Below are 21,727 nucleotides of genomic sequence, written 5' to 3'. Positions count from 1 at the left end.
GCCGGTGCGGTACGTCTCTCGCCCGCGCCAGGGACGTACCGCACCGGCCGGGGCCGTCGGGCGCAGGGGCCGGAAGCCGGTCAGGGCCGCGGCCGACGGGGACGTCAGGCGGCGGCTTCGCCGGGGGCGGCCTCGGTGACGTGGGCCGCCTTCGTGCGGGTGGGGGCGCCGGTGGTCCGGCGTCGTACCAGCCAGAAGGCGAGCGCTGTCAGTACGGCGGTGAGGGCGAGGAGGACCCCCGTCGAGGCCAGGTGCAGCGGCCAGTAGTGGGAGTAGGGGTGGTAGTCGACGTAGAAGCCGACGGCGTGCCGCTGGTCGTTGAGGCGCTGGCACCCGGTGGTGGTGTCGGAGACGCAGGTCGAGGCGGGCACGTGGGCGCCGGACGGGGTGACGATGCCCTCCTCGACCTTGATCCCCGAGTACGCCGGGAAGTTCCGGCGGCCGGTGACGCCGGTGACGGTCGGCCACAGGTGCGGCAGGCTCATGTGGACGCCGATCCACAGCGCGGCCACGGTGAGCGCGGAGGTGCACAGCGCGACCAGCGAGCGGCCGAGCAGCAGCCCGACGAGGGCGCCGACGGCCAGGCCGGTCAGTGCGAGCGCCGCGATCAGCGGGCCGCCCGAGTAGAAGGTGGGCACGTCCTCCCAGGGCTTGGCGGTGTCGATCCGGCCCGCGCCCGCCGACCACGCCATGTGGTGCAGCAGCGCCAGCAGGCCGGTGCCCGCGGTGACCAGGAGGGCCGGGACCGCGAGCCGCGCGGTCAGCCAGCGCAGCGGCGAGACGCCCTGGGTCCAGGCGAGCCGTGCCGTGCCGGTCTCCATCTCGCGGCCGGTCAGCGCGGCGCCCGCCCAGGCCGCGACGAGGAACGGGACCGCGAGGACGGCGAGGGTCGTGTACTGGTAGACGTCCTTGTAGCGCAGGATCGCGTCCTGGTCGTACCGGCAGGCGCGGCCGCGCGCGCAGGTGGCGTCGTAGTCGCGCCAGGCCTCCACGGCCGCGTCGGTGAGCGGGCCCCACAGCCACAGCAGCGCGCCGGCCGCGCCCACGACCAGGACCGCCCAGGCGTACAGGGCGGGCCGGTGCAGGCGCAGCAGCCAGCGGGTCTGGCGCGGGGCGGGGGTCACCGGGGCGGGTGCGCTCAGGGTGGCGGTCACGTGGCGTGCTCCTCGTTGTCGGCCGGGGTCAGGGCGGGGGCGGCGGGGTTGCGCAGGTGGGCGAGGACCAGTTCCTCCAGGGACGGCGTCGCGGTGCGCCAGTCGCCGGGGAGCGGTCCGGCCGGGCGGATCAGCGCGGTGAGCTGCCGGCCGGTGACCCGGGACTCGACCACGGTGTGCGCGTCCAGCGGGGTCGCCCCGGCGGCGCCGCTCACCCTCCGGTGGGCGGCGAGCAGGTCGTCGATCTCGCCGGACAGCCGGATCCGGCCGTCGCCGACGAGCAGCAGGTGGTCGCAGGAGTCCTCCAGCTCGGCGACGACGTGCGAGGACATCACGATGGTGGTGCCGTACCGGGCGGCCTGCCCCATCAGCGTGCCCATCAGTTCGTGCCGGGCCAGGGGGTCCAGGTCGGCCATCGGCTCGTCCAGGAGCAGCAGTTCGGGCCGCTTGCCGAGGGCGAGGGCGAGCGCGACGCGGGTGCGCTGGCCGCCGGAGAGGGAGCGGACGCGTGCCTCGGGGTCCAGGCCGCCGCCCGCGACGATCCGCTCGGCGCCGGCCGCGTCCCAGCGGCCGGGGTTCAGGTCGGCGCCCATGCGCAGCGTCTCGGCGACGGTGAGCTGCGGGTACAGCGGCTTGTCCTGGGCGACGAAGCCGACCCGGGGGCGGGCGGCGGCCGGTGTGGTGCCGAGGACGGTCAGGCTGCCCTCGGTGGCCGCGGTGAGCCCGGCGGCCAGGGCCAGCAGGGTGGACTTGCCGGCGCCGTTGGGGCCGACGACCGCGCACACGCGCCCGGTGGGCAGCCGGAACGAGCAGTCCCGCAGCGCCCAGCCCGCACGGAGGCCGAACCGTTTCCCCAGAGCTTCGGCCCTCAACGCCGTGTCGCTGCTCATGTCGGGTCCCCCTGGAAGTGCGTGTCGAGTACGGCAGTGAAGAGTGCGGCCACGTCGTCCCGCTCCAGCCCGGCGGCGCGGGCGCGGTCCGCCCACTGCTCCAGCTCCCCGCGCAGGGGCGAGTCGGCGGGGGTGGTGCCCAGGGACCGCCGGACGAAGGTGCCGAGGCCGCGCCTCGCCTCCACCAGGCCCTCGCGTTCCAGTTCGCGGTACGCCTTCAGGACGGTGTTGGGGTTGATGGCGGTGGCCTCCACCACCTCGCGTGCGGTGGGCAGCCGGTCGCCCGGCCGCAGCAGGCCCAGGCGGAGGGCCTGTTTGGTCTGCTGGACGATCTGCACGTAGGTGGCGACGCCGCTGTGCCGGTCGATGCGGTACTCGACCATCGGTACAACCACCCTTTCACTAATTGAGTAGTGAAAGGGTGGTGCAAAAGAGGGGCGGCCGTCAAGACGACCGCCCCTCACGTGGGGAGATGTCAGGTCTCCGTGCGGTACATCAGGTCCGTCTCGTGGACCGTGAAGCCCAGGCGCTCGTACACCGACACCGCCGCCTTGTTGTCGGCGTCGACGTAGAGCATCGCGGTCGGCAGTTGCTGGGCGGCCAGGTGGCGCAGCCCGAACGTGGTCAGGGCCTTGCCGAGGCCGCCGCCCTGTTCGCCGGGCCGGACCCCGAGGACGTACACCTCGCCCAGCCCCTCCTCGGCGTGCACCTTCGTCCAGTGGAAGCCGACCAGCTCACCGCGCCGTTCGGCGAGGAAGAAACCGGCCGGGTCGAACCACGGTTCGGCCTTGCGGTCGTCCAGGTCCCGCTGGGTCAGCGAGCCCTGTTCCGGATGGTGGGCGAAGGCGGCGGCGTTCACGGCGAGCCAGGCCGTGTCGTCCTTGCCGGGCACGAAGGTGCGCACGGTCACGCCCTCCGGCAGCGTCGGCTCGGGCAGCTCCAGATCGGTCAACGACCGCCGCATCTGGCGCAGTTCGCGGAACAGGGTCAGGCCGAGCACCTGGGCGAGGTGCCGGGCGGCGGGGTGCCCGCCGTGCGCCCACACCCGCAGCCGCTTGCCGGAGGCGGCGAGCAGGGCCGAGCCGAGCGCCCGGCCGTGACCGTGCCCGCGGTGCGCGGGATGCACGACCAGTTCGGCGGCCGGCGCCTCCACCGGGTCGGTGTCCTCGAGCTGGGCGTAGCCGACGAGTTCGCCGTCGATGGTCAGCAGCAGGTGCGAGACGCCCTCGCGGGCCCCGCCGCGCAGTTGCAGCCGGCCCTGCTCGGACACCGGCTGCTGGCCGTCGACCCGGACGGCCTCGCCGAGCAGGCGCAGTACGGCCTCGGCCCGGTCCGGAGTCAGCGCGGAGTAGGTCTCGATGGAGCGGGCGGGGAAGCCCCGTACGGTGTCGTCGCTGCTCATGCGTACGAGGGTACGGGGCGGCCGGGGCGAATTCCCGGCACATCGGCCACGGCGGGAGCCCCGGTAAAGGCACCGGCAAAGGGAAACCAGGATGTAACCATGAACCCCCTGTCGTGCTACGCGCGTTGACTTTAGGCTGCGCCGAGCCACCACAGCCGACCCACAGGGGGGTCCCATGCCAGCCGCGCCCCGGCGCACCAGACGTCGTACGTACGCCCTTCTCGCGAGCGCAGCCACTCTCGCCACGGCCGCGGCGCTGACCGCCGCCCTGCCGGCGGACGCGCACGAGAGCCACCACCGGCCGGGCCGCTACCAGGACGTCCAGCTCCTCTCCTTCAACGACCTGCACGGGAACCTGGAACCCCCGTCCGGCTCCTCCGGCCGGGTCACCGAACTCCAGCCGGACGGCACGACGAAGACGGTCGACGCGGGCGGTGTCGAGTACCTCGCGACCCACCTCCGCCAGGCCCGCACGGGCCACCCGTACTCGATCACCGCGGCCGGCGGCGACATGGTCGGCGCCTCCCCGCTGCTCTCGGGCCTCTTCCACGACGAGCCCACCGTCGAGGCGCTCAACAAGCTGGACCTGGACGTCACCTCGGTCGGCAACCACGAGTTCGACGAGGGCGCGCGGGAACTGGCCCGCCTGCAGAACGGCGGCTGCCACCCCACGGACGGCTGCTACACGGACCAGGAGTTCCAGGGCGCCGACTTCCCGTACCTGGCCGCGAACGTCCTGGACGAAAAGACCGGCAAGCCGATCCTGAAGCCGTACTGGGTCTGGAAGAAGAAGGACGTCAGGATCGGCTTCATCGGGGTCACCCTGGAAGGCACGCCGGGCATCGTCTCCGCCGACGGCGTCAAGGGCCTGTCCTTCAAGGACGAGGCCGAGACCATCAACAAGTACGCCAAGGTGCTCCAGCGCCAGGGCGTGCAGTCGATCGTGGCCCTGATCCACGAGGGCGGCTTCCCGGCCTCCGGCTCCTACAACTACGACTGCGACTCCCCGGGCGCCGGCAGCGGCATCTCCGGCCCGATCGTGGACATCGCCAAGAGCGTGACCCCGGCGGTGGACGCCCTGGTCACCGGCCACACCCACCAGGCGTACGTCTGCACGGTCCCGGACCCGTCCGGCCGCCCCCGCATGGTCACCTCGGCGTCCTCCTTCGGCCGCCTCTACACGGACACCACGCTGACCTACGACCGCCGCACCGGCGACATCGCGCGTACGGCGGTGAAGTCCGCGAACCACGTGGTCACCCGGGACGTGCCCAAGGCGGCGGACATGACCGACCTGATCTCGCGCTGGAACACCCTGGCCGCCCCGATCGGCAACCGCCCCATCGGCTACATCTCCGCCGACGTCAACAACAGCGGCACCGAGTCCCCCATGGGCGACCTGATCGCCGATGCCCAGCTCGCCCACGGCCGTGAGCTGGACCCGAGGACCAGCCTCGCGCTGATGAACCCGGGCGGGGTCCGGGCCGGCCTCACCTACGCGGCCAAGGGCGCCGAGGGCGACGGCGTGGTCACCTACGCCGAGGGCTTCACGGTCCAGCCGTTCGCCAACACCGTGAACCTCCAGGACTTCACCGGCGCCCAGCTCGTCCAGGTCCTCAAGGAGCAGGTCAGCGGCGCCAACGCGGCGGCTCCGAAGATCCTCCAGCCGTCCGCGGGCCTCACCTACACCCTGGACCTCACCAAGTCCGGCGCGGACCGCGTGGTCACCGACTCCATCCGCCTGAACGGCGCCCCGATCGACCCGTCGGCCACCTACCGGGTCGCCACCAACAGCTTCCTCGCGGGCGGCGGCGACGGCTTCCCGACGCTGGCACAGGGCACCGGCGACCTGGTCGGCGCGGACGACCTGACGGCCCTGGAGAAGTACCTGACGGCCAACTCGTCGGCCACGTCCCCGATCACACCGCCGAAGGCGGACCGGATCACGGTCGTGCAGTAGCACCGGCAGGACCGGCCCCACTGGTGGGGGCGGCGGGAGGCGACGCTTCGCGGGAGGCGAGCACCGGCCGCCTCCCGCCGTTGTCCACAGCTGTGGAAAAGAGTTGTCGGCGCGCGCCGTCAGGACGCGGTCGGTGTCCAGTCCCCCAGCCAGGCCGCGATCTCCTGGGTCGCGGCCTGGGCGTCGGTGAGCTGGGGGCGGCCGGGGCTCGCCGGGCCCGCGCGGGGGCCGGTGTCGCGGAACTCGGCGAAGCGGTCGTCCTTCCAGGAGAAGCCGCTCATGCCGGTCCGGGGGGCGGTCCTGAGCGCGGCGCTCACAGTGGTGTCGCGGACGGTGGCCTGCGGGTCGAGCGTGGCGTCGCCGCCGGCGTGCCAGGGCCGGCCCAGGTAGAAGGTGCGGTCGGAGACGCCGCCGGTGACGGCCGAGTTGGCGATCAGGATGCCCTTGCGGCCGGCCGCGGTGCTGGGGGCCGTGACATAGCCGGCGGAGCTGCCGTCCCGGCGCTTCTCGAGGGGGATGACCGACAGCCGAGGGCGCCGCAGGCGGCGAGCGCGAGCGGTAGCCCGAGCGCCGGTGCCGTACGGCTCCCGCGGTGGCGGTCGCGCCGGGGGATGTGGGGCTCACGGACGACTCCAGTTGGTCGTCCGGGTGGGGTGCTCCACCGGAGTCGCCGTGGAGCGGGGGAAGGTTGCCGGGGTGTGCCCTTCGGCGTTGCCGGGGTGGCAGCCCTACGGCTGACGACCCAGCAGGGCCGCCCAGTTCTGCTCGCCGGCCCAGTCCGCGAACGTGTGCCAGGCGATCTCGGGGTGGGCGTGGCGCAGGCCGGTGACGTCGACGTCGAGGCCCGTGTCGGTGAAGTAGGCGAACATCGCCGCCAGGTCGGGGGAGTGGGTGCGGACCTGGCCGAGGGGCGGCTGCTCGTGGGCGACCGGGCGGGCCAGGGCGGTGGTGAGGGTGGCCGCGATCTGCGCCGGGGTGCACGTGTCGGAGGCGATGTCGACGCGGTGGCCCGCGAAGTCGTCCCGGCGCTGGAGGGCCAGCGCGGCGAACGCGCCGATGTCGGTGGCCGGGATGAGCGTGAGCGGCCGGTCGGCCGGCATGGGCCAGGCGAAGACGCCGTTGCGCAGCGCGTCGAGGGTCCAGCCGCTCGTGTAGTTGTCCATGAACGCGGCCGGGGCGATCACCGTCCAGGGCAGGCCGGAGGCGCGCAGGTGCTGTTCGACCGCCCACTTGCTCTCGAAGTGCGGGACGCCGGTGCCGCGGTCGGCATGGGCGGCGGAGGTGAGGACCACATGGCCGAGGCGGGCCCCGGCCGCCGCGTCCACGAGGGCCGTGCCCTGCCGGATCTCGGTCCGGGTGTCGGTGCCGAACGGGGTGGTCACCGCGAAGAGCGCGTCGGCGCCGGCGAGGGCCGCGGTGAGCGAGCCGGGGTCGTCGAAGTCGGCGTGGCGGACCTCGACGCCCAGGCCGCGCAGTGCCTCGGCGGCGGGTGCGCCGGGGCGCCGGGTCAGGGCGCGGACCTGGTGGCCGGCGCCCAGCAGGGCGCGGGCGGTGGCCCCGCCCTGGGCGCCGGTGGCGCCGGTGACGGCGATGATGAGCATGGGTCCCCCCCGGGATCGATACGATTGCTGTGTGGCACATTGGCTGCGTCACGCAGCAGACTAGGGCAAGACTTACTGCGCCGCGCAGTAATTTCGGCAAGGAGATCCCCGTGACGGACGTGACCGACCCCGACCGGGCCCGCCTGTACGAGGAGCTGGCCCTGGAGTCCCGGCGCTACCTGGCCGCCTACGTGCTGTTCAACCAGGCCGTCGCCGACCACCTCGGCCTGCACCCGACCGACGTGCAGTGCCTGAGCCTGCTGACCGCCGAGCCGGAACCGCTCACCGTCAGGCAGATCGCCGACCGCACCGGTCTCACCACCGGCTCGGCCACCCGTCTCGTGGACCGGCTGGAACGCGACGGCTACGTCACCCGCACCCCCGACCGGCAGGACCGCCGACGTGTGCTGGTCACCCCCGTGCCGGAGCGCCTCGCCCGCGTCACCGCGCTGTGGGACGACCTCGGCCGGACCTGGCAGACCCTCCTGGACGACCACAGTGAGGACGAGCTGAGGGCGATCACCCGGCACATGCGCCGGGCCCACGACCTCAGCCACACCCAGATCGAGCGCCTGCGCGCCATGCCCCGGCCGGACTGAGGGCCGGGTCAGCCGGCCGGCGCCTCCGGTGGCGGGATCGGCGCGCCCGGCAGCCGTACCGTCGCCACCGTGCCGCCGCCCTCCGCGGGGGCCAGGGCGACCTCGCCGCCCGCCTGCTTCACCGTACGGGCGACGATGGACAGGCCGAGGCCCGAACCCGGCAGGGCACGGGCGCTGGGGGAGCGCCAGAACCGGTCGAAGACGTGCGGGAGTTCGTCCTCGGCGATGCCGGGACCGTGATCACGGACCGTCAGCACGCCCTCGGTGAGCCGCACCTCGACCGTGCCGCCCTCGGGGCTGAACTTCACCGCGTTGTCCAGGACGTTGACGATCGCCCGCTCCAGCGCGGAGGGCTCCGCCCGGACGAACCAGGGCTCCAGGTCCGCCGTGATCGACAGCTCGGGGCCGCGCAGCCGGGCCCGGCGCAGCGCCGCCTCGACGGTGTCCTGGAGGGCGACCACCTGGACGCGTTCGCCGTGCTGCCCCTCCGAGCGGGACAGCTCCTGGAGGTCACCGATCAGCGCGGCCAGTTCGGTCACCTGCGCCTTCACCGAGGCGAGCAGCGCCTTGCGGTCCTCGGGCGGGATCGGGCGGCCGGTCTCCTCGCTGCGGGTGAGCAGTTCGATGTTCGTCCTGAGCGAGGTCAGGGGCGTACGCAGTTCATGGCCGGCGTCCGCGATCAGTTGCTGCTGGAGGTCGCGGGAGCTGGCCAGCGAGGCGGTCATCGAGTTGAACGACCTCGACAGCCGGGCCACCTCGTCCTCGCTGACGTCCTCCACGGGGATGCGGATGGTCAGGTCCTCCGTGCGGGCCACGTGCTCCACGGCCTCGGTGAGCTTGTCGACGGGGCGCAGCCCGGCCCGTGCCACGGCGAGGCCGGCCGCACCGGCGCCGACGACACCGACGGCGGAGACGAGGAGGAGGACCAGGGCGAGGTCGTTGAGGGTCTTCTGCGTGCTCTTGAGGGGTACGGCGATGAGCACGCCGACGTTGGGGCCGGGCCCGCCGCTCGCGGTCGCCGTGGGGCTGATGGGCTTGGTGAGCACCCGCAGCTCGTTGCCCTCGTCGTCGCTCCCGTTGCGGAAGTACAGGATGCTGGGGTCGAGGTTCTTGATCTCGGTCTTGTCGGCCTGCGTGACCTTGATCTTGCCCGAGGCGGCCCCGAACAGACAGACCTTGCCGTCCTCCGTGACGAGCTGGGAGTACCGGTCGCGCAGCAGGAAGCTGTTGGCCTGCGGGGTGTCGGTGCAGTTGTCGAGGGTGAACTGCAACTGGTCCGTCTGCGTCGTGTTCCGCAGGGACTTCTGCAGATCCTCGTCGAGCTGGTCGTACAGCTTCCGCTCGACGAGGAACCAGCAGGTCACCGAGACCGCCGCCACCGCGAACGCCACCGCGGCCGCGACCAGCATCGCCAGTCGCGCCCGCAGTGGCAGCGCCCGGTACCGGCGCGCGAGCTGCCTCACTCGGCGCCGCCCTGCCGCAGGACGTAGCCCACCCCGCGCACGGTGTGCACCAGGCGCGGCTCGCCGCCGGCCTCGGTCTTGCGGCGCAGGTACATGACGTAGACGTCGAGCGAGTTGGAGGACGGCTCGAAGTCGAAGCCCCACACCGCCTTCAGGATCTGCTCACGGGTGAGCACCTGGCGCGGATGTGCCATGAACATCTCCAGCAGGGTGAACTCCGTGCGGGTCAGTTCGACGGGCCGGCCGCCACGCGTGACCTCCCGGGTGGCGAGGTCCATGCGCAGGTCGGCGAAGGTGAGCGCCTCGTCCGCCTGGGCCTCGGCGGACACCGCCACCGCGTAGGAGCTGCGGCGCAGCAGAGCGCGGATGCGGGCGAAGAGCTCGTCCAGCTCGAACGGCTTGACCAGGTAGTCGTCGGCGCCCGCGTCCAGGCCGGTGACCCGGTCGCCGACCGTGTCGCGGGCGGTGAGCATCAGGATCGGGGTGGTGTCCCCCGCACCCCGGATGCGGCGGGCCGCGGTCAGCCCGTCCATGCGCGGCATCTGGATGTCCAGCACGACCAGGTCCGGCTGGTAGGCCGTGGCCTTCTCCAGGGCGTCCGCGCCGTCGACGGCGACCTCGGTGTCGTACCCCTCGAAGGCGAGGCTGCGCTGGAGGGCCTCGCGTACGGCCGGCTCGTCGTCGACGATCAGGATGCGCTGGGGGTCACGGTCGCCTTCGGCGGGACTCATCGCTCGCGTTTCCTCGGGGTGCGGTGGGCGGGGTGGTCGGAGTCTTCCGGCCGGGGGTGGGGGCCTCCCGGCCGTGGTCGGTGTCTCTCAGCGTCCCATGTCGGGGGCCCGGGGACACGCGCGCCGGTCAGACCCGGACCGTGTTCAGGCGGTGCAGCGGGACCTTGCGGCGGTGCGGACGGGCGGCGGAGGTGCGCAGGCCCATCAGCTGGGGGACCGGCGTCACGGGTGCGGCCACCTCGGGAGCCCGGGGCGCCGGGACGGGCACGTGCAGCTCGGACACGATGGACAGGGCCAGGGTGAGACCGGCCGGACCACGCTCGCTGAACCGGTGGGGGACGTGCTTGATCATGACCTGCTCCTTGCACTTGGTGTTGCTAGCTGTCGGAGCCCGCCCGCAGCTTGGCCAGGTCGGACTTCACCGTGTCGACGGGGATGGCGAAGCCGAGGCCGATGCTGCCCGCGTCCGAGGACGAGGACGCCTGCGAGGCGGAGGAGTACATCGCGGAGTTGATGCCTATGACGTGACCGCTCGCGTCGATCAGCGCGCCGCCGGAGTTGCCGGGGTTGAGGGACGCGTCGGTCTGGATGGCCTTGTAGGTGGTGGTGGACGAGCCGGTGTCGCCGTTGAACTCACGGCCGCCGAACTGGAAGGGCCACTGGCCCTCGCCGTCCTGGCCCTGCCCCTGGTTCTCGTCGGTGGAGACGGTGACGTCCCGGTTCAGGGCGGAGACGATGCCGCTGGTGACGGTTCCGGTCAGGCCCTCGGGGGAGCCGATCGCGACGACCGTGTCGCCGACCTGGACGCTGCTCGAGTCACCGAGCGCCGCCGCCTTCAGGCCGGAGGCGCCCTTCAGCTTGATCAGCGCGAGGTCCTTGGAGCTGTCGGTGCCGACGACCTCGGCGGTGTAGCTCTTGCCGCTGCTCGTGCGCACCTTGACCGAGGTGGCGCCGGAGACGACGTGGTTGTTGGTGACGATCTCGCCGTTCGACGTGATGATCACGCCGGACCCGGTGGAGGAGCCGTTCGGGAGCGTCGCGTTGATCTCGACCACGCTCGGGCTGACCGCGGCGGCGATGGCGGCGACGTCGCCCTTCTTGCTCGACGGCACCACGGTGGTGGTGCTGCCGGCGGTGGCGACCGTGTCCTTGCCGGTCAGCTCCTGGAAGGCGTACGCCGTGCCGCCGCCGACCGCCGCCGCGACGATCGCGACCGCCGCGAGCAGGGCCATCGGCCCCCGGGGGCGCTTCTTCTCGGGCCCGGGGGCCGCGACCGCCGGCTGGTACGGCGGCGGGGGCGGCCACTCGGGGTTCACGGGAGCGGAGTAGGAGTGCGGCTGCTGTGGCTGCTCGTAGGTGCCCTGGCTCTCGGTCATGACAGAAGAGTCCCCCGTGACCATGAGAGCTTCCTGAGTGCCGGCTGAGAAGCCCGGCAGAACCTCGTTTGCCCCATATAAAGACGGGTCGGGGGCCTCTTCCGAAGGGGCCCCGAGGTCAGCCGCAGCCGCAGCTCGTGCGCACCACCAGCCGCGAGGGGAACGTCTTCAGCCGCTCGCGCCGGGACCCGGCGATCCGCAGGCCGTCGTCCAGCACCAGGTCGACCGCCGACCGGGCCATCGCGGAGCGGTCGGAGGCGACCGTGGTCAGCGGCGGGTCGGCGAGCGCGGCCTCCTTGATGTCGTCGAAGCCGGCCACCGCCAGTTGCCCGGGCACGTCGATGCGCAGCTCGCGCGCCGCCCGCAGCAGGCCGATGGCCTGGTCGTCGGTGGAGCAGAAGATCGCGGGCGGCCGGTGGGGGCCGGAGAGGACGTCCAGGGCCACCCGGTAGGCGTCGTAACGGTTGTACGGCGCCTCGAACAGCCGGCCCTCGGTGGTGAGGCCCGCCTCGGCCATGGCCCGCTTCCAGCCCTCGACGTGGTCGGAGACCGGGTCGCCGACGGCCGGGGTCTGCGCCGTACCGCCCATGCAGGCGACGTACTCGTAGCCGTGTTCCAGCAGGTGGCGCACGGCGAGCTGGGCGCCGCCCAGGTCGTCCGTCACCACGGCGACGTCGTCGATGGCCTCCGGACGCTCGTGCAGCAGCACCACCCGGGCGTCCCAGGCGTCGATCTCGGCGGCGGCCAGGTCGTTCAGGGCGTGCGAGACGAGGATCAGGCCCGAGACGCGCATGCCGAGGAAGGCGCGCAGATAGTGGACCTCGCGCTCGCCGATGTAGTCGGTGTTGCCGACCAGGACCATCTTCCCGCGCTCCGAGGCGGCCTGCTCGACCGCGTGTGCCATCTCGCCGAAGAAGGGCTGGCGGGCGTCGGGGATGATGAGGCCTATGAGGTCGGTGCGCCGGGAGGCCATCGCCTGGGCGACCCGGTCGGGCCGGTACCCCAGTTCCTTGATCGCGGCGAGGACACGCTCGCGCGTTGCCGGGGCGACCGGCCGGGGTCCGTTGTTGATGACATAACTGACGACGGCTGTGGAGGTTCCCGCCAGCCGTGCCACGTCATCCCGAGTCACCTTGGCCACGCGCGGAGTCTACGCGGATTGACCGGCTCTGGGCAGGGCGTATCACATGGCGGCTGTGCGAGGACGATGCCCCGCCCGGGCGCCGCTCATGCGTCCGCTGTGGGCCGGCTACGCCTCGGCGTGTACCTCGGTGCCGTCCAGGACGGCGGTTGCGTCCGCATCCTCCGGCTTTGCCCGGCCGGCCTTGGCCTTGGCCTCGTCGGCGGACCGGTCGGTCTTCTCCGGCGTAACGAATCGATAACCGACGTTCCGGACGGTTCCGATCAGTGACTCGTGCTCCGGGCCGAGCTTGGCGCGCAGCCGTCGTACGTGCACGTCGACCGTACGGGTGCCGCCGAAGTAGTCGTAGCCCCACACCTCCTGGAGCAGCTGGGCGCGGGTGAAGACGCGGCCTGGGTGCTGGGCGAGGTATTTGAGCAGCTCGAACTCCTTGAAGGTCAGGTCCAGGACCCGTCCCTTGAGCTTGGCGCTGTAGGTCGCCTCGTCCACCGAGAGGTCGCCGTTGCGGATCTCCATCGGCGAGTCGTCGTTGACGATCTGCTGGCGGCCCATGGCGAGCCGCAGCCGCGCCTCGACCTCCGCCGGGCCGGCGGTGTCCAGGAGCACGTCGTCGATGCCCCAGTCGGCGGTGACGGCGGCCAGGCCGCCCTCGGTGACGACGAGGAGCAGCGGACAGCCGGGGCCGGTGGACCGCAGCAGCTGGCAGAGGCTGCGCACCTGGGGCAGATCGCGCCGGCCGTCGACGAGGATGACGTCGGCGCCCGGGGTGTCGACCAGTGCGGGTCCCTCCGCCGGGGCGACCCGCACGTTGTGCAGGAGCAGGCCGAGGGCCGGGAGCACCTCCGTCGACGGCTGGAGGGCGTTGGTCAGGAGCAGCAGAGAACTCATACGTCTGGTTCCTCCTCGGTCCCTGCGAGGACAGTGCGGACGGGTACTGCTCTGCGTTCCCGAAGGCCCCGTACACCGGCGGTCACCCGAGGTTTCCCGCTGTGTATACAACGCTTCCGAAAGCACAAAAGGACCCGGGGGCTACGCTGCCCGAGTCCTCTGCCCAGCAGAATAGCCCACATGAGCAACCGTCCGGCAGGTCATGGGGCACGTTCCACCGTTCGTCCGAATTGCGAGACGGGCAGACGGGGCCCTATCAGGACCTTTCTGCGCACGGCCGACGGAATTCCGATCGATTCCGTATACGATCCGCCCCCCGCCGTATACGACTCCCGTCCGGACACCTCCCGGACGGCCTCCGGTGACCTGGCGTTCGTCATCGCGCACGGCTTCACCGGGGACGTGGACCGCCCGCACGTGCGCCGGGTGGCGGGCGTCCTGCGCGGCTACGGCGCCGTCGTCACCTTCTCCTTCCGCGGCCACGGCCGCTCCGGCGGGCGGTCCACGGTCGGCGACAAGGAGGTGCTGGACCTCGCCGCCGCCGTGGAGTGGACCCGCGGCCTCGGGCACGCGCGCGTGGTGACCGTCGGCTTCTCCATGGGCGGCTCGGTGGTCCTGCGGCACGCGGCGCTGCACGGCGGCACGGACGCCGTCGTCTCCGTCAGCGCACCGGCCCGCTGGTACTACCGGGGCACGGCCCCCATGCGCCGTCTGCACTGGCTGGTCACCCGCCCCGAGGGCCGCCTGGTCGGCCGCTACGGCCTGCGTACGCGCATCCACCACCGGGACTGGGACCCGGTCCCGCTCTCCCCGGTGCAGGCGGTCCCGAAGATCGCCCCGACCCCGCTCCTCATCGTCCACGGCGACCGCGACGGTTACTTCCCGCTCGACCACCCTCGGATGCTCGCCGAGGCGGCCGGCGAGCACGGCGACCTCTGGGTCGAACCGGGCATGGGCCACGCCGAGCACGCGGCGGACGACGCCCTGATGGCCCGGATCGGGAACTGGTCGGTGTCGGCGGCGGGCTAGCCTGACCCACACTGTCTTTAATCTTTTTCCTGTCCCTGCCGTCGATTGAGGATTCAGATGCCCAAGGTCACGGTGCGCTACTGGGCCGCCGCCAAGGCCGCGGCCCAGGTCGCCGAGGAGCCGTACGAGGCGGACACGCTGGCCGACGCGCTGGCCGCCGTGCGTACGCGACACCCCGGCGAACTCACCCGCGTGCTGCAGCGATGCTCCTTCCTCGTCGACGGCGACCCTGTCGGGACCCGCGCGCATGAGACGGTACGGCTGGCCGAGGGCGGCACGGTCGAGGTGCTCCCGCCGTTCGCAGGAGGGTGAGCGATGACCAACCAGCCGTATCAGGGCGGCCCGTACGGGGGCTACGACCCCTATCAGCAGCAGTGGCCCGCGCAGGACCCGCACCACGGGCAGCCCGGCCACGATCCTGAGCTCACCCAGCAGTGGCAGGGCCAGACCTGGGAGACGCAGACGCACGCGCCGGTGCAGGCGGCGGAGACGGCGTATCTGCCACGGCAGGAGCAGCAGCAGGCGGGGTACCAGCAGGCCGGGTACCAGCAGCCGGGGTATCAGCAGGCGGGGTATCAGCAGCCCTCTTACCAGGAGCCGCAGTACCAGCAGCCCCAGCAGCAGTACGCGGAGCCGTATGCCGAGCCGTACGCGGGGACGTACGGCGGGACGCACACGGGGACGTACGGCGGGACGCACACGGGGACGTACGGCGGGACGCACGCGGGGGCGGGAACGTACGCGCCCGCGCCGAACCCCGAACCGGCACCCGCAGCCGCGCCCGCGTCGGCCCCGGCCGCACCCGCGCCGGCGTCTCCGGACGACCCGGAGGCCGGGCCGGCCTACGGCCCCGCCACCCTCGCCGGCAACGCGCGGATCACCGACGCCCAGCGGGCCCGGCTGGAGGGCCGTTCCCCGATCATCGAGCCCGGCATGCAGCCGGCGCTGCTCACCGCCGCGCTGGGCCTGCTCCTCGCCGCGGCGGCACCCGTCGCCTCGTACGCCCTGGTCGTGCCGCTGGTGGTGCTCCAGGCGGTGACGGCCGCGGGCTGGTTCCGGCTGAACGGCATGTGGCCCGCCCGGCAGGGCATCGCGCTGGCCTTCGCGGGCGCGCTGACCTCCGACGTGGCGGTCCTGGCGGCCGGCCGCGACCACGCCTTGGTGGCCATCCTCGGCCCGCTCGGCCTGTGGGTCCTGCTCTCCCTCGTCCTCCAGCTCCGCTCGCACGCCTCGCCGGACGAGCGGATGCACGGCCTGATGGCGACGATCGCCTCGGCGGCGCTGGCGGTCCTGGCCACCGGGTACCTGGCCGCCGACCCGCACGCGGTCTCGGTCGGCGCGGCGGCGGTCGCGGTGGCCGTGCTGGCCCGCGCCCTGCCCCTGCCGACCCCGGTGTCGGTCGCGGTCGCCGTGCTGGCGGCGGCGGGCGCGGGGATCGCCGTGGGCGGCATGACCGGCTTCGGCACGAAGGGGGCCCTGCTGGGCGCCGCCGCCGGGGTGTGCGCCCTGATCGGCCACCGGGTGGCCAGCTACGACTACCCGTCCCGCTTCGTCCACTTCACGGCCGGCGTGGCCCTGCCCCTGTCGGCGGCGGCACCGGTGGTGTGGGTGCTGGGGCGCGCCCTGGGCTGAGGTCGGGGGCGGGCCAGGGTCCTGTCGGGGGCATCCCGGATGTCCCGGCGCGCGGGCGGGAGAAGGATCGATCACATGACTTCCCTCTCCCGACGCGCCTTCACGGGCATGGGCGCAGCCGCCGCCCTCACGCTGACCACCACCGGCCTTGCCGCCCGGGCGACGGCCGCGCCGATCGCGGACCCCAGCGCCCCGGACCCTGGCGCCTCGGACCCCGGCGCTGTCGACCCCGCCGCCTTACGCGCCGCGATCGGCGATCTCTCCCATCCGGAGGCGACCGCCTCGCAGCTGCTCGTGGAGTGGCGGGGCAGCCGTTGGTACGGCACCGCGGGCACGGCCGCCCCGGCGAGCGGCCGGCCCGTGCGGGCGGACGACCGCTTCCGCGCGGGCAGCGTGACGAAGGCCTTCGTGGCGACGGTCGTCCTACAGCTCTGGGCAGAGGGCCGGGTGGATCTCGGCGCCCCGATCGCGCACTGCCTTCCCGGCCTCGCCCTGCCCTCCCGCTTCGACCGCGTCACGGTGGCGCACCTGCTCCAGCACACCAGCGGGCTGCCCGACCACCGGGGCCTGCCGGACCTCGGCACACCGGAGGCGGTCCTGCGCCACCGCTTCGACCACTGGACACCACGGGCCCTGGTCGCCACGGTGACGCGGGACCGCCTCAAGTTCACGCCCGGCTGCGCACAGGAGTACCGGGGCATCAACTACGTGTTCCTCGCCCTCCTGATCGAGGAACTGACGGGGCGCCCCTACGGCGAGGTGATCGCGTCCCGGATCCTGCGGCCCCTGGGGCTGGGCGGCACGCGGATACCGGGCGACGACCCCCGCCTGCACGGCCCGCACGTCCACGGCAGCCTGCGCATGACGGACGGCAGCCTGCGCGATGTCACGGTCTACGACCAGTCCGCCTCCTGGGGCGAGGGAGAGCTGGTCTCGACTGCGGACGACCTCTTCCGTTTCCAGGAGGCCCTGTTCACCGGGGAGCTGCTGCCGGAGCGGGCACTGACGAGGATGGTCACTCTGCCCCCGCCCGTCGTGCGCATGCTGGACGGCAGCCCGGCCCGCTACAGCATGGGCCTTCAGACGGCCACGGTGCGCGGCACGACCTTCTGGGGGAAGACCGGGGAGACCTACGGCTACCGCACCCGGGTCTTCGCCACCCGCGACCTGAGCACCCGCTTCGTGCTCTCCTACACGCCGACCGCGCTGAACGCGGGGGAGGACATGATCAACCGGGTGGTCGACGTGCTCACCGCCTGAGCACGGGCAGCGCCGCGGGACGGGGGGACCGGTGCGCGGCGCCGCCCCGCAGGGCTACGGCTCGACCACGACCTCCTGGGCCGCCGCCGTCTCCCCGGCCAGGAGACGCGCGTCGACCGGGACGTTCCGCTTCACCAGTGCCAGCGCGACCGGCCCCAGCTCGTGGTGCCGTACCGACGTCGTCACGAAACCGATCTTGCGGCCCTCCGGGCCCTCGTCGGCGACGCGGATCTCCGTGCCGGGCACCGGGAGATGGACGTCGCTGCCGTCCAGGTGCAGGAAGACCAGCCGGCGCGGCGGCTTGCCCAGGTTCTGCACCCGGGCGACGGTCTCCTGACCCCGGTAGCAGCCCTTCTGGAGGTGCACGGCCGTGCCGATCCAGCCCAGTTCGTGCGGGATGGTGCGGTGGTCGGTCTCGAAGCCCAGCCGGGGCCTGTGCTGCTCGACGCGCAGCGCCTCGTAGGCGAGGAGCCCGGCGGCGGGGCCGTGGGAGGCGGCGAACTCCTCCAGGTCGGCCCGGGGCAGGAAGACGTCACGGCCGTACGGCGTCTCGCGTACGACGGCCCCGTCCGGGACGTCGGCGATCGAACCGGCCGGCAGGTGCACCACGGCGGTGTCGGCGGTGCGGTCGGCGACCTCCACCCGGTAGAAGAACTTCATCGACTCCAGGTACGCGATCAGCGCGTCCTGGGTGCCGGGCTCCACATGGGCCCAGACGGTCGTGCCGTCGTCCACCAGATACAGGGCGTGCTCGATGTGCCCGTGCGCGGAGAGGATCAGCGCCTCGGTGGCCTGACCCGCGGGGAGATCGCTGACGTGCTGGGTGAGCAGCAGGTGCAGCCAGCTCAGCCGGTCCTCGCCGCTGACGGTGACGACCCCGCGGTGCGAGAGGTCGACGAAACCGGTGCCGTCGGCGAGGGCACGCTGCTCGCGGAACAGGTCGCCGTAGTGGGCGGCGACACCTTCGTCCACACCCTCGGCGGGGACGGCGCCGGGCAGGGACAGCAGGGGGCTCTTCATACCGCAAGCCTACGACGTGGTACTTGAACCCTTCAGGGAACAGTCCTGGCACCGGCCGAAGATCGCGAAGTGCTTCATGTCGGTGTCGAAGCCGAACTGCCGGCGCAGCTTGTCCGTGAACTCCGCGGCGACGTCCACGTCCGCCTCGATGACGTTGTCGCAGTCCCGGCACACCAGGTGCAGATGGTGGTGGCGGTCGGCGAGGTGGTAGGTCGGGGCACCGTGCCCGAGGTGGGCGTGGCTGACCAGGCCCAGCTCCTCCAGGAGTTCCAGCGTGCGGTAGACGGTGGAAATGTTGACCCCCGACGCCGTCTTCCTCACTTCCACGAGGATGTCGTCGGGGGTCGCGTGCTCAAGGGTGTCCACGGCTTCCAGGACAAGCTGCCGCTGCGGCGTCAGCCGGTAGCCGCGCTGCCTGAGGTCGCTCTTCCAGTCGGTGCTCACCACACCGACGAGTCTAGAGCCACCGGGCGCAGGGCCTACTTGAAGAAGGCGATGCCGTCGTCCGGGAGGTCGTCGGGGAGGGCCTTCGCCCAGCGCTCGACGTCCTCGGGGGTGACGACCTTCTTGAGCTGGGCCGACATGTAGGGGCGCAGCGGGACCTCGGGGGTCTGCTTCTCGCCCACCCACATCAGGTCGCTCTTGACGTAGCCGTAGAGCCGCTTGCCGCCGCTGTACGGCCGGGAGTCCGCGGTGCGGGCGACGGCGTCCGTCACCAGGTCGATCTGCGGCTTCTTGTCGGCCATCTCGCCGTACCAGATCTCGATCACGCCGTCGTCGCGGGTCATCGTGACCTCGACCTTGCGGTCGGGGCGGATCCGCCAGAAACCGGACTCCGACTCCAGCGGGCGGACCTTGTTGCCGTCCTGGTCGAGCACCCAGGTGCGGGAGCGGTACTCCAGGAAGTCCCGGCCGTCGTGGGTGAAGCTGACCTCCTGCCCGAAGTTGCACTTCTCGGCGCCGGGGAAGTCGTGCACGCCCGCGCCGGCCCAGTTGCCGAGCAGGAAGGCGAGCGGGACGAGGTCCTTGTGCAGGTCGGACGGGATTTCGATCATGAGCGGAAGCCTTCGTGGGTGTGGATCAGCGCTGGCCCTGGTACAGCTTCTTCACGGTCAGACCGGCGAAGGCGAGCACGCCGACGCAGACCAGGACCAGCAGGATTTCGAAGAACGTCTCCACGGGTGCTCCTTGAGCGGGGGTGAGCGGACGACAGAGCCGCAGCCCAGCTTACGCGGCCGGGCCGGGGCGCTCCTTGCGAGGGGCGGCGGCGCCGAGGGCTACGCTTCCGGCATGGCGAAGAAGCTCGTGATCAAGGTGACGGCCGGGGCGGACGCCCCCGAGCGGTGCTCGCAGGCGTTCACGGTGGCCGCGGTGGCCGTGGCCAGCGGGGTCGAGGTGTCGCTGTGGCTGACCGGGGAGTCCTCCTGGTTCGCGCTGCCGGGGCGGGCCGCCGAGTTCGAGCTGCCGCACGCCGCGCCGCTGCCCGATCTGCTGGAGTCGGTCCTCGCCGCGGGACGCGTCACGCTGTGCACGCAGTGCGCCGCCCGCCGGGAGATCACGGAGAAGGACGTCATCGAGGGCGTACGGATCGCGGGCGCGCAGGTCTTCGTGCAGGAGTCCCTGGCGGACGAGACCCAGGCGCTCGTCTACTGAGCCGGGGCGCCGAGCTGCCCCCGCGTCCAGAGGCAGAAGGGGTGTCCGGACGGGTCGAACAGCACGCGTACGTCGTCCTGGGGCTGGTGCTCCGCGAGGGTGGCACCCTCCGCCAGGGCCCGCGCCGTCCCGTCCGTCAGGTCGTCGACCTCGATGTCGAGGTGCAGCATCATCTGCTGGTCGCCGGGGTTCCGGGTGGGCCAGACGGGACGGGCGTAGTCCCGCTCGGTCTCGAAGGCCAGCGCGACGCCGTCGGTGCCGGGCGGCGGGCCGATGAGCACCCAGTCGGGTTCCTCGGCGCGCACCTCGTAGCCGAGCAGCCGCCGGTAGAAGCCGGCCAGTTCATGAGCGTCGTGCGCGTCCAGCACCACGGTGGAGAGCCTGACGGTCGCCATGCCCGTCTTCCTACCGCGGGCGTTTCTTGCCGTCCAGCTCGTCCCACCACTCGTCGGACTGCGGGTCGCCGGAGGGATCGTCCCACCAGCGGTCCTCCGGGCCCCGGCGGTTGGCGATCATCGCGGCGACCGGCGGGATGACCATGGCCACCACGCACATGCCGACGGCCGCCGGCACCGACCAGATGCGTATGACTCCCCAGGCCAGGACGAAGAGGCCGATGCAGGTCCCCATCATGGCGAAGTAGATGTGCCGACGCCGGGCGTACATACGTCCACTGTAGGTCCGGCAAGGCCTGTCACAACTGATCCACAAATTCCCGGCGACCGGGCCCGGCGGGGTTACCGTGACCTATCCGAACCGGATTTTCGAACACCGCCGCCGACCCGGGGGAACCACCACATGCGCGCCCTGCGAATACTCCTGATCCTCGTCGTGATCCTGGGCGGACTCTTCGTGATCGTGGACCGGGTGGCCGTGCACTTCGCCGAGGGCGAGGCCGCGGACAAGCTGAAGGCGACCGAGAACCTGTCCTCGACCCCGGACGTGGACATCAAGGGCTTCCCGTTCCTCACGCAGGTCGCGGGCGGCTCGCTGGACGACGTCGAGGTCGGCATCGAGGACTACGAGGCGGCCACTGGCAAGCCCGGCCAGACCATCCGGATCGACGACCTGAAGGCCGACATGAAGGGCGTCGAGTTCTCCGGTGACTACAGCTCGGCCACCGCGGCCACCGCGACCGGCACGGCGTCGATCTCCTACGCCGAGCTGCTGAAGACGGCCGAGTCCGAGCCGACCGAGGTGGCTCCCGGCGTCATGGCGCGGGTCGTCGGCCTCTCCGACGGCGGCAACGGGAAGATCAAGGTGGCGGTGGAGGGGACCGTCTCGTCCCTCGGGATCAAGCAGACGGTGTCCGTGCTCAGCTCGGTGGCCGTGGTGAACAACAAGGTCGAGGTGCGCGCGGACTCCCTGCCGAAGCTGGGCGCCGCAGCGATCGCCGAGGACCGCATCCGCCAGATCACCGACTTCCAGCAGGTCATCGACCAACTGCCCGGCGGCATCAAGCTGGACAAGGTGGAGGCCGCGCCGAAGGGCGTGCAGATCAGCGTGAAGGGTTCGGACGTCAGGCTGGCGGGGTAGGGAGACGGACGCCGGTGGGCCGGGGACCGGGAGCGGACCCGCCCTGTCCGACTGGCGAGACGACCACGTCCGTAGCGCAGATGCGTGGAACGGAGCGAGCGCCCGGAGGCCGTCGGACGGCCTCCGGGCGCATTGTGTGTCCCGCCATTCGGACGATCCCGTCTCACCATGTGACACACCGGTGACACGCCCGCCCGTACGTCCCTACGATCGAGCACATGAAGCGACAGGCGGATCTCACGAAGCGGCGGGCAGTGGACCTGTGCCGCGTTGCCGCCATGCTCTGTCGCCCCTTCTGAGCGGAAGCCCCGGCTCCCGCGTCTCACCAGCCCTGCTGCCAGGGCATCCGTGCGCCGCTCGGCACCGAGCGCGCCCCTCTCTACTCGCACGCC

General features: G+C 72.4%; 25 protein-coding genes and 1 pseudogene. 9 read left to right on the top strand and 17 right to left on the bottom strand.

Going from position 1 to position 21,727, the window contains the following annotated elements; translation table 11 throughout:
• Positions 1-104: 104 nt before the first annotated feature.
• The 4 genes from OO52_RS37625 to mshD form a co-directional block, all read right to left on the bottom strand.
• Positions 105-1,154, bottom strand: coding sequence for an ABC transporter permease (locus OO52_RS37625; RefSeq protein ID WP_037630378.1), 1,050 nt, complete (start codon positions 1,152-1,154; stop codon positions 105-107).
• Positions 1,151-2,044 carry an ABC transporter ATP-binding protein gene (locus OO52_RS37620; protein WP_030653653.1) on the bottom strand — a complete coding sequence of 298 codons (894 nt, stop codon included), beginning with the start codon at positions 2,042-2,044 and terminating at the stop codon, positions 1,151-1,153. The genes OO52_RS37625 and OO52_RS37620 overlap by 4 nt, the downstream gene beginning before the upstream one ends.
• Positions 2,041-2,427 (bottom strand): GntR family transcriptional regulator, encoded by a 387-nt coding sequence (locus OO52_RS37615; protein WP_030653650.1) that lies wholly within the window; start codon positions 2,425-2,427, stop codon positions 2,041-2,043. Before OO52_RS37615 ends, OO52_RS37620 begins: the two co-directional genes overlap by 4 nt.
• 92 nt (positions 2,428-2,519) lie before the next feature.
• Positions 2,520-3,446 (bottom strand): mycothiol synthase, encoded by a 927-nt coding sequence (gene mshD / locus OO52_RS37610; protein ID WP_030653646.1) that lies wholly within the window; start codon positions 3,444-3,446, stop codon positions 2,520-2,522.
• A 175-nt stretch (positions 3,447-3,621) separates the two neighbouring features.
• Here mshD and OO52_RS37605 point away from each other — a divergent pair, with 175 nt between their 5' ends.
• Positions 3,622-5,406 carry a bifunctional metallophosphatase/5'-nucleotidase gene (locus OO52_RS37605; RefSeq protein ID WP_030653645.1) on the top strand — a complete coding sequence of 595 codons (1,785 nt, stop codon included), beginning with the start codon at positions 3,622-3,624 and terminating at the stop codon, positions 5,404-5,406.
• Between the two features lie 119 nt (positions 5,407-5,525).
• Here the strand turns inward: OO52_RS37605 and OO52_RS37600 are convergent.
• A pseudogene (locus OO52_RS37600) lies at positions 5,526-5,930 on the bottom strand (pectinesterase family protein); the annotation flags it as partial.
• A gap of 204 nt (positions 5,931-6,134) precedes the next feature.
• Positions 6,135-7,007 (bottom strand): NmrA/HSCARG family protein, encoded by an 873-nt coding sequence (locus OO52_RS37595; protein ID WP_030653643.1) that lies wholly within the window; start codon positions 7,005-7,007, stop codon positions 6,135-6,137.
• A gap of 110 nt (positions 7,008-7,117) precedes the next feature.
• Between OO52_RS37595 and OO52_RS37590 the strand changes: the two genes are divergently transcribed.
• Positions 7,118-7,606, top strand: a complete 489-nt coding sequence (locus OO52_RS37590) for a MarR family winged helix-turn-helix transcriptional regulator (RefSeq protein WP_037630374.1) — start codon at positions 7,118-7,120, stop codon at positions 7,604-7,606.
• Between the two features lie 8 nt (positions 7,607-7,614).
• On the opposite strand, the gene OO52_RS37585 is transcribed toward OO52_RS37590, so the two are convergent.
• The 6 genes from OO52_RS37585 to OO52_RS37560 all read right to left on the bottom strand — a co-directional run bounded on the left by OO52_RS37585 (position 7,615) and on the right by OO52_RS37560 (position 13,205).
• Positions 7,615-9,069 carry a sensor histidine kinase gene (locus OO52_RS37585; protein WP_030653639.1) on the bottom strand — a complete coding sequence of 485 codons (1,455 nt, stop codon included), beginning with the start codon at positions 9,067-9,069 and terminating at the stop codon, positions 7,615-7,617.
• Complete coding sequence (locus tag OO52_RS37580) at positions 9,066-9,800, bottom strand: response regulator transcription factor (RefSeq protein WP_030653637.1); 735 nt, start codon at positions 9,798-9,800, stop codon at positions 9,066-9,068. The genes OO52_RS37585 and OO52_RS37580 overlap by 4 nt, the downstream gene beginning before the upstream one ends.
• A gap of 127 nt (positions 9,801-9,927) precedes the next feature.
• Positions 9,928-10,152, bottom strand: coding sequence for a hypothetical protein (locus OO52_RS37575; RefSeq protein ID WP_030653636.1), 225 nt, complete (start codon positions 10,150-10,152; stop codon positions 9,928-9,930).
• 25 nt (positions 10,153-10,177) lie between these two features.
• Positions 10,178-11,176 (bottom strand): S1C family serine protease, encoded by a 999-nt coding sequence (locus OO52_RS37570; protein ID WP_030653635.1) that lies wholly within the window; start codon positions 11,174-11,176, stop codon positions 10,178-10,180.
• A gap of 118 nt (positions 11,177-11,294) precedes the next feature.
• On the bottom strand, positions 11,295-12,317 hold the full coding sequence (locus OO52_RS37565) for a LacI family DNA-binding transcriptional regulator (protein WP_078630036.1): 1,023 nt from the start codon (positions 12,315-12,317) through the stop codon (positions 11,295-11,297).
• A 108-nt stretch (positions 12,318-12,425) separates the two neighbouring features.
• The gene (locus OO52_RS37560) at positions 12,426-13,205 is read right to left on the bottom strand and encodes a winged helix-turn-helix transcriptional regulator (protein ID WP_030653631.1); all 780 of its coding nucleotides are present in this window, start codon (positions 13,203-13,205) and stop codon (positions 12,426-12,428) included.
• A gap of 180 nt (positions 13,206-13,385) precedes the next feature.
• Here OO52_RS37560 and OO52_RS37555 point away from each other — a divergent pair, with 180 nt between their 5' ends.
• From OO52_RS37555 to OO52_RS37540, 4 genes are all read left to right on the top strand, one after another.
• Positions 13,386-14,234, top strand: coding sequence for an alpha/beta hydrolase (locus OO52_RS37555; protein WP_199820017.1), 849 nt, complete (start codon positions 13,386-13,388; stop codon positions 14,232-14,234).
• 57 nt (positions 14,235-14,291) lie between these two features.
• Positions 14,292-14,546 (top strand): MoaD/ThiS family protein, encoded by a 255-nt coding sequence (locus OO52_RS37550; protein ID WP_030653626.1) that lies wholly within the window; start codon positions 14,292-14,294, stop codon positions 14,544-14,546.
• A gap of 3 nt (positions 14,547-14,549) precedes the next feature.
• Complete coding sequence (locus OO52_RS37545; RefSeq protein ID WP_030653623.1) at positions 14,550-15,866, top strand: hypothetical protein; 1,317 nt, start codon at positions 14,550-14,552, stop codon at positions 15,864-15,866.
• Positions 15,867-15,941: 75 nt separating this feature from the next.
• Entirely contained in the window at positions 15,942-17,126 is a 1,185-nt protein-coding gene (locus OO52_RS37540) for a serine hydrolase domain-containing protein (RefSeq protein ID WP_030653619.1), read from the top strand.
• Positions 17,127-17,180: 54 nt separating this feature from the next.
• Here the strand turns inward: OO52_RS37540 and OO52_RS37535 are convergent, their stop codons facing one another.
• Genes OO52_RS37535 through OO52_RS37525 form a run of 3 tightly spaced genes read right to left on the bottom strand, consistent with a single transcriptional unit; the run spans position 17,181 to position 19,201 of the window.
• Positions 17,181-18,146, bottom strand: a complete 966-nt coding sequence (locus OO52_RS37535; protein ID WP_030653616.1) for a YgfZ/GcvT domain-containing protein — start codon at positions 18,144-18,146, stop codon at positions 17,181-17,183.
• Positions 18,147-18,155: 9 nt separating this feature from the next.
• Entirely contained in the window at positions 18,156-18,593 is a 438-nt protein-coding gene (locus tag OO52_RS37530) for a Fur family transcriptional regulator (RefSeq protein ID WP_030653614.1), read from the bottom strand.
• 32 nt (positions 18,594-18,625) lie between these two features.
• Complete coding sequence (locus tag OO52_RS37525) at positions 18,626-19,201, bottom strand: FABP family protein (protein WP_030653611.1); 576 nt, start codon at positions 19,199-19,201, stop codon at positions 18,626-18,628.
• 235 nt (positions 19,202-19,436) lie between these two features.
• Here OO52_RS37525 and OO52_RS37515 point away from each other — a divergent pair, with 235 nt between their 5' ends.
• Positions 19,437-19,799, top strand: a complete 363-nt coding sequence (locus tag OO52_RS37515) for a DsrE family protein (RefSeq protein ID WP_030653600.1) — start codon at positions 19,437-19,439, stop codon at positions 19,797-19,799.
• On the opposite strand, the gene OO52_RS37510 is transcribed toward OO52_RS37515, so the two are convergent.
• Positions 19,793-20,194 (bottom strand): VOC family protein, encoded by a 402-nt coding sequence (locus tag OO52_RS37510; protein WP_030653598.1) that lies wholly within the window; start codon positions 20,192-20,194, stop codon positions 19,793-19,795. The genes OO52_RS37515 and OO52_RS37510 overlap by 7 nt on opposite strands.
• A 10-nt stretch (positions 20,195-20,204) precedes the next feature.
• Positions 20,205-20,465: a DUF3099 domain-containing protein gene (locus OO52_RS37505; RefSeq protein ID WP_030653595.1), complete on the bottom strand. Its 261-nt coding sequence runs from the start codon at positions 20,463-20,465 to the stop codon at positions 20,205-20,207.
• Positions 20,466-20,597: 132 nt separating this feature from the next.
• Between OO52_RS37505 and OO52_RS37500 the strand changes: the two genes are divergently transcribed.
• Together OO52_RS37500 and OO52_RS54770 are read left to right on the top strand one after the other, a co-directional pair.
• A complete protein-coding gene (locus OO52_RS37500) occupies positions 20,598-21,335 on the top strand; it encodes an LmeA family phospholipid-binding protein (RefSeq protein ID WP_030653593.1) in 738 nt (245 codons plus the stop codon).
• Positions 21,336-21,553: 218 nt separating this feature from the next.
• A complete protein-coding gene (locus tag OO52_RS54770) occupies positions 21,554-21,634 on the top strand; it encodes an Ms5788A family Cys-rich leader peptide (RefSeq protein ID WP_350751515.1) in 81 nt (26 codons plus the stop codon).
• The last annotated feature ends 93 nt before the right edge of the window (positions 21,635-21,727 follow it).

Source organism: Streptomyces flaveolus (assembly GCF_000716535.1).
In the GTDB taxonomy this organism is placed as follows: Bacteria; Actinomycetota; Actinomycetes; order Streptomycetales; family Streptomycetaceae; genus Streptomyces; species Streptomyces flaveolus_A.
This window is presented reverse-complemented; position numbering and strand designations above follow the sequence as displayed.

Bases quoted from the DNA above. Each gene is read 5' to 3' on its own strand.
- OO52_RS37620 (WP_030653653.1), bottom strand. From the start codon at position 2,044: ATGAGCAGCGACACGGCGTTGAGGGCCGAAGCTCTGGGGAAACGGTTC.
- OO52_RS37615 (WP_030653650.1), bottom strand. From the start codon at position 2,427: ATGGTCGAGTACCGCATCGACCGGCACAGCGGCGTCGCCACCTACGTG.
- mshD (WP_030653646.1), bottom strand. From the start codon at position 3,446: ATGAGCAGCGACGACACCGTACGGGGCTTCCCCGCCCGCTCCATCGAG.
- OO52_RS37605 (WP_030653645.1), top strand. From the start codon at position 3,622: ATGCCAGCCGCGCCCCGGCGCACCAGACGTCGTACGTACGCCCTTCTC.
- OO52_RS37595 (WP_030653643.1), bottom strand. From the start codon at position 7,007: ATGCTCATCATCGCCGTCACCGGCGCCACCGGCGCCCAGGGCGGGGCC.
- OO52_RS37580 (WP_030653637.1), bottom strand. From the start codon at position 9,800: ATGAGTCCCGCCGAAGGCGACCGTGACCCCCAGCGCATCCTGATCGTC.
- OO52_RS37575 (WP_030653636.1), bottom strand. From the start codon at position 10,152: ATGATCAAGCACGTCCCCCACCGGTTCAGCGAGCGTGGTCCGGCCGGT.
- OO52_RS37570 (WP_030653635.1), bottom strand. From the start codon at position 11,176: ATGACCGAGAGCCAGGGCACCTACGAGCAGCCACAGCAGCCGCACTCC.
- OO52_RS37560 (WP_030653631.1), bottom strand. From the start codon at position 13,205: ATGAGTTCTCTGCTGCTCCTGACCAACGCCCTCCAGCCGTCGACGGAG.
- OO52_RS37555 (WP_199820017.1), top strand. From the start codon at position 13,386: ATGAGCAACCGTCCGGCAGGTCATGGGGCACGTTCCACCGTTCGTCCG.
- OO52_RS37550 (WP_030653626.1), top strand. From the start codon at position 14,292: ATGCCCAAGGTCACGGTGCGCTACTGGGCCGCCGCCAAGGCCGCGGCC.
- OO52_RS37545 (WP_030653623.1), top strand. From the start codon at position 14,550: ATGACCAACCAGCCGTATCAGGGCGGCCCGTACGGGGGCTACGACCCC.
- OO52_RS37540 (WP_030653619.1), top strand. From the start codon at position 15,942: ATGACTTCCCTCTCCCGACGCGCCTTCACGGGCATGGGCGCAGCCGCC.
- OO52_RS37535 (WP_030653616.1), bottom strand. From the start codon at position 18,146: ATGAAGAGCCCCCTGCTGTCCCTGCCCGGCGCCGTCCCCGCCGAGGGT.
- OO52_RS37525 (WP_030653611.1), bottom strand. From the start codon at position 19,201: ATGATCGAAATCCCGTCCGACCTGCACAAGGACCTCGTCCCGCTCGCC.
- OO52_RS37515 (WP_030653600.1), top strand. From the start codon at position 19,437: ATGGCGAAGAAGCTCGTGATCAAGGTGACGGCCGGGGCGGACGCCCCC.
- OO52_RS37510 (WP_030653598.1), bottom strand. From the start codon at position 20,194: ATGGCGACCGTCAGGCTCTCCACCGTGGTGCTGGACGCGCACGACGCT.
- OO52_RS37505 (WP_030653595.1), bottom strand. From the start codon at position 20,465: ATGTACGCCCGGCGTCGGCACATCTACTTCGCCATGATGGGGACCTGC.
- OO52_RS37500 (WP_030653593.1), top strand. From the start codon at position 20,598: ATGCGCGCCCTGCGAATACTCCTGATCCTCGTCGTGATCCTGGGCGGA.
- OO52_RS54770 (WP_350751515.1), top strand. From the start codon at position 21,554: ATGAAGCGACAGGCGGATCTCACGAAGCGGCGGGCAGTGGACCTGTGC.